Genomic DNA, 5216 nt, shown 5'->3' on the forward strand with positions numbered 1-5216 from the left:
CGGCTGCGATGTGACCGATGCGGAGCAGGCTCGCAGCGCCGTCGACATCGCAAGGCAGCGCTTCGGCCGGCTGGACGGACTGGTGCACAACGCCGCCGCGCCATCGACCAATGCCACCGTCGTCGATCTCGACGAACAGTCCTGGCGCCGCGAACTCGACGTCAGCCTGACCGGTGCGTTCCTGATGAGCAAGTTCGCGGTGCCGTTGATCGCGGTGGGTGGCGGCGGCTCGGTGGTGTTCATCGGCTCGCAGTTCGGACGCGTCGCCACCGCCAATGCCGTCGCCTATTGCGCTGCCAAGGCGGGGCTGATCCATCTCGCCAAGGCGATGGCGGTCGACCATGCGCCGGACAATGTGCGCGTCAACAGCCTGTCGCCGGGCGCGGTGGCGACAGCGCGCCTGCTGCGCAGATTTCCGGACTTCGAGGCCGCCAATGCGGGTCTTGGCCCCGCCCATCTGCTCGGCCGCATCGCAGAGCCGGATGAGATCGCCGCGGCGGCCGCTTTCCTTTTGTCATCGGACGCATCCTTCGTCACCGGATCCGACATGCTCGTGGACGGCGGCTATGCAACGCGCTGATCCTGTTCGTTCAACTTAGAAGGAGTTCACATGACGCTGCTTGTCACCGGAGGCACCGGCTTTGTCATGAGCGTGGTCGCGCGCGCATGGCTCGACCGCGATCCGCAAGCCCGGGCCGTGATCCTCGACCGGTCCGGCCTGGACGCGGCGGCCGAAAAGCATTTCGCCCCGGTGCGCGACCGGCTCACAGTGGTCGCCGCCGACGTCCTCGACCCGAAAGCCTGGTCCGCGGCGCTAGACGAGCAAGGCATCACGGCGATCGTGCATGGCGCGACAATCACGCCGATCTCGCGCGGCAGCGCCTCGGAGGCAAAACGGCAGCCCGAGGCCGAAGACCCGGCCCGCATCGTCGACGTCAATCTAATGGGCACCGTGCGGATGCTGGACTGGGCGCGAGAGAGACCGGACCTCAAGCGCTTCGTCTATGTCAGTTCCGGCTCCGTCTACCGTCACAATGGCCCCGACTGGAGCAGCGAGCCGCTGCCGGAAGACGGCTATGTCGCGCCGTTGACGCTCTACGGCATCTCGAAATTCGCCTCCGAGATGGTGACCAACCGCTATGCCGACCTGTTCGACCTGTCGGCGGTCTCGGTGCGACTTGCTTCGGTCTACGGCCCGATGGACCGCGCGACCGAGAGCCGCAACTTTCGCCATGTTCCCAACCGCGTCGCACATATGGCTTTAGCCGGCGAGACGATCAGGCCGAACAGCCTGGAGCCGGTCGGCGACTATATCGTCTCGACCGACGTTGCCGCCGCGATCCTCGCGCTGATCGATGCACCGCGCCTCAATTACCGTCACTACAACATCGGCTCCGGGTCTAGCCAGACCATCGGCGAGATCGTCGGCTGGGCAAGGGAACGCGTGCCGGGCCTGAAGGCCGAAGTGACACCAGGAGAAGACGCCAATATCGTCCAGGATGTGAGACTGAAGGGCGGCATGTGGGGCGCGTATGACATCGCCCGCATCCTGCGCGACACTACATGGCGGCCGCGTCCGGGCAAGGAAGCCTTCCACGCCTACATGGACTGGATAACCGCCAACGAAACGAGATGAGAGGAATTTGCCATGACGCCAAGCGCTGCCTCGCAACCGCCCCAGCCGCGCGACCTCGTCGGCTATGGTCCGAATCCGCCCTTCGTGACCTGGCCCGGCGGCGTCAAGCTCGCCATCAACCTCGTGCTCAACTATGAGGAGGGCTCGGAATATTCCTGGCTCGAAGATGGCCGCAACGACAATTGGGGCGAATACAATCTCACCTCGAGCCCGCCGGTGCGCGACCTCGGCACCGAGACGCATTTCGAATATGGCAGCCGCGCCGGCGTCTGGCGCTTGGCACGGCTTTTTGATCGCTACGACATCCCGATCACCATCTCAGCTTGCGCGGTGGCGCTGGAGCGCAACCCGCCCTTCGTCGAATGGATGAAGACGCGACGACACGATCTGCTCGGCCACGGCCTACGCTGGATCGACTATACGACCATGGAGCGCAGCGAGGAAAAGCGCCAGCTGCATGAAGCGGTCGGGCTTTACGAGACACTACTGGGGAGGCGGCCGCTCGGCTGGAACTGCCGCTCGCTGCCCAGCGTCAACACGCGCGATCTGCTCGTCGAGGAAGGCAGCTTCCTCTATCACTCCGATCCCTGCAATGACGACCTGCCCTACTTCCTCGACCATCGGGGCACGGAAATCCTGGTCGTGCCCTATTCCAAGACGCTCAACGACAGCCGTTATCTGGTGGCGCCGGGCTACAGCAAACCGCGCGACTTCGCTGAGGATTGCCGCTCGGCGATCGATTACATGCTCGGTGAAGCCGACGAGACCGGCGGCCGCATGCTGACGATCGGCATCCATGCGCGCTGGATGGGCCAACCCAACCGGGCGTCCGGGCTGCGCGAGGTGATCGAACATGTGAAGCAGAACCCGGCCGCTGCCTTCATGCGCCGCGAAGAGATTGCCCGGTTCTGGCTGGAGAGCCATGCCAGCTTCGAGCGGCGCGGCTAACGGAAACAAGACGGCATGTTCGAAACCCTGATCCGGGGAGCCACCATCGTCAACGCCGAAGGGTTCGAGCGGCGCGATGTGGGCATTACCGATGGCCGTATCGCGGCGCTTGTCCAGCCTGGCGAGACGGCCTCGGCCAGGACAGTCATCGATGCGGCCGGTGCCTATCTGCTGCCCGGCCTGGTCGACGCGCACGCGCACCTGCGCGAGCCTGGACTGACACACAAGGATGACTTTTCCTCGGGCACGCATGCCGCGGCCCTTGGCGGCGTGACGACGGTGCTCGACATGCCGACCGACGAGCCATGGACAGCCACAGCCGAACAGCTTGCCGACAAGATGGCGATGACCGAGGCCCGCATACATGTCGATGTCGGCTTGCAGACCGTCGTCAGCCGCAACCTGTCGCTTATCCCTCGCGTGCTGGACTTGGCGCCGGTCTCGTTCGAGCTGTTCACCGCCGATGTGCCCGATGACTTCCTCTTCGCGACGTCCGACGCCGTGGCCGAGGCGTTGAAGGCTTTCGCCGGCAGCGACACTTTGATCGGCATCTCGCCCGGCGATCAATCGATCCTGACCGGCAGCACACTACGCGACCGCCCCGGCACCATCGCCGCCTTTCAGGCCAGCCGGCCGCCACTCGCCGAAGCCAACGGCATCGCCCGGGCGCTCATCGCCGCCGCCTCTGCCGAAACCAGAATTCATGTCCGCCAGATCAATTCCGAACTCGGCGTCGAGACGTGGGGCCGGCTGCGCGGCATGGCCGACGCCAGCGTCGAAACAACGCCGCAGAACCTCTTCTTCACCGCCAGCGATTATGAGATGCAAGGCGCTAATCTCAAGGCCTCGCCACCCCTGCGCTCGCCGCATGATGTGGATGCGCTGCGCGCCGCGCTGAGCGGAGGACTGATCGACATCGTCGCCACCGACCACGCGCCGCACGCGCCAATCGAAAAGGCTGCATCCTATGCGGCCTTTGCCGACATTCCAGGTGGCATGCCAGGGCTGCAGACACTGTTGCAGACCATGCTGAAACTGGTCGATGAAGGCTTGATCGCATTGTCCGATCTGGTGCGCCTGTGCGCCCGCAATCCGGCCGAGCGCTTCGGGCTTGGCCGGCGCAAGGGACGGATCGCCACCGGCTACGATGCCGATATCCTCATCCTCGATCCGCGCCAGTCCAGCACGATCGCCAATGCCGATCAGGTGTCGCGAGCGGGCTATACGCCATTCGATGGCTGGACCGTCCAGGCGCGGCTGACAAGCGTCTTCCTGCGCGGTCGCGAAATCGCGCGCGAGGGAAAACTGATCGGCCCGAAAATTGGAACCATCGTCACCCGGGAAAGCTGAAGACCATGCCCCTCCTCGCAGACAAGACCGCCATCGTCACCGGAGGCAGTTCCGGCATCGGCCGCGCGATCGCGCTGAAATTCGCGGCCGAGGGCGCGAGCGTCGTCATCGCCGACACGGTCGAGCAGCCGATCGAAGGCGGTAAGAGCACCGTGGAGTTGATCCGCTCGGCCGGCGGAGGTGCTGTTTACATCCGGACCGACATCTCTGACTGGAGCGCCGTCGATGCGCTGGTCGATGCGACGGTCACGCAGTTCGGACGGCTCGACGTGATGGTCAACAACGCCGCGATTTACACCAGCACCAATCTGATCGACACCACGCCGGAACAATGGCAGCGCGTCATCGGCGTCAACCTGACCGGTTTCTTCTACTGCTCGAAACGGGCGGTGATGCAGATGCTCACCCAGGCGCCCGTCACCGATGTGCGCGGCCGCATCATCAACATCTCCTCGCAGCATGGTATCGTGGCCTGCCCGGGCGACTTCCCCTATTCTGTGAGCAAGGGAGGCATCGTGCAGATGACACGGCAGATCGCCGTCGACCACGCCGACGACCTGATCGTCTGCAACGCGATTGCGCCAGGCAAGATCGTCACCGGCAAGCCGGGTGTCGCCAACGAACCCGACGCGCTCGATTACTCGCGAAGGCGCACGCCATGGCCGCGGCTTGGACATCCGAGCGACGTGGCCGGAGCCGCCTTGTTTCTCGCCAGCGACATGGCAAGCTACGTTACAGGCATCAACCTGATGGTGGACGGCGGCTGGATGGCGGGCTGACCTAGTAAGACCTAAGGCCGACTGCCCGGAGACCGCGGGCAAGGGCTGCAGCAAGGGACGTTGGCCGACGAACAGGTCAAAACATTACGTGGGCACTTTTTCGCCCCCAGAGTCGAGACACGCGCTCTGCAACGGTAGTAGTCGCAGTCGCAAACAGTTCTCCAGAAGCGATCTGGTCACGCGGTATCTTCCAAATCAGACCACTACTAGCGCTCCAGCTCTGACAATGGCGGCAGCACGACAGCCGGATGGCGGCCTTCGCGCAGCATCAGCCCGAGACTGTAGTCGACGGCTAGCTTCATGGCGCCGAGCGCCGTGCCGCCGTCTTCAAGCGAACTGACGGCGATCCGTGTCGGCCACGCAAGTTCTGCTGCGACGCGTTCGACATTTTCTGTCATCAGCGGGTTTCTGCCGACACCGCCGCCAAGCACGATCAGGCCGGGGTCGAGCATGCCGATGCAGCCGGCCGCCAGCCTGCCGATATCGGCTGCATCGGCATGCTC

5 protein-coding genes and 1 pseudogene are annotated in these 5216 nt (G+C 64.5%); 5 read left to right on the forward strand and 1 reads right to left on the reverse strand.

All coding sequences use genetic code 11. From position 1 onward, the window contains the following. The 5 genes from EN984_RS21930 to EN984_RS21950 all read left to right on the forward strand — a co-directional run. Nucleotides 1-580 (forward strand): SDR family oxidoreductase (locus tag EN984_RS21930; RefSeq protein WP_164765571.1); only part of this gene is annotated, 580 nt, incomplete at its 5' end. 30 nt (nt 581-610) lie between these two features. After that, entirely contained in the window at nt 611-1636 is a 1026-nt protein-coding gene (locus tag EN984_RS21935) for an NAD(P)-dependent oxidoreductase (RefSeq protein ID WP_127267691.1), read from the forward strand. Nucleotides 1637-1648: 12 nt separating this feature from the next. Then, nucleotides 1649-2584, forward strand: a complete 936-nt coding sequence (locus EN984_RS21940) for a polysaccharide deacetylase family protein (protein WP_127267690.1) — start codon at nt 1649-1651, stop codon at nt 2582-2584. 15 nt (nt 2585-2599) lie between these two features. Next, on the forward strand, nt 2600-3934 hold the full coding sequence (locus EN984_RS21945; protein ID WP_127272625.1) for a dihydroorotase family protein: 1335 nt from the start codon (nt 2600-2602) through the stop codon (nt 3932-3934). Between the two features lie 5 nt (nt 3935-3939). Further along, on the forward strand, nt 3940-4713 hold the full coding sequence (locus EN984_RS21950) for an SDR family NAD(P)-dependent oxidoreductase (protein WP_127267689.1): 774 nt from the start codon (nt 3940-3942) through the stop codon (nt 4711-4713). Nucleotides 4714-4919: 206 nt separating this feature from the next. Here the strand turns inward: EN984_RS21950 and EN984_RS21955 are convergent. After that, nucleotides 4920-5216 (reverse strand): annotated as a pseudogene (locus EN984_RS21955) (ROK family protein); the annotation flags it as partial.

Source organism: Mesorhizobium sp. M7A.F.Ca.CA.004.12.1.1 (genome assembly GCF_003997835.1).
In the GTDB taxonomy this organism is placed as follows: domain Bacteria; phylum Pseudomonadota; class Alphaproteobacteria; order Rhizobiales; family Rhizobiaceae; genus Mesorhizobium.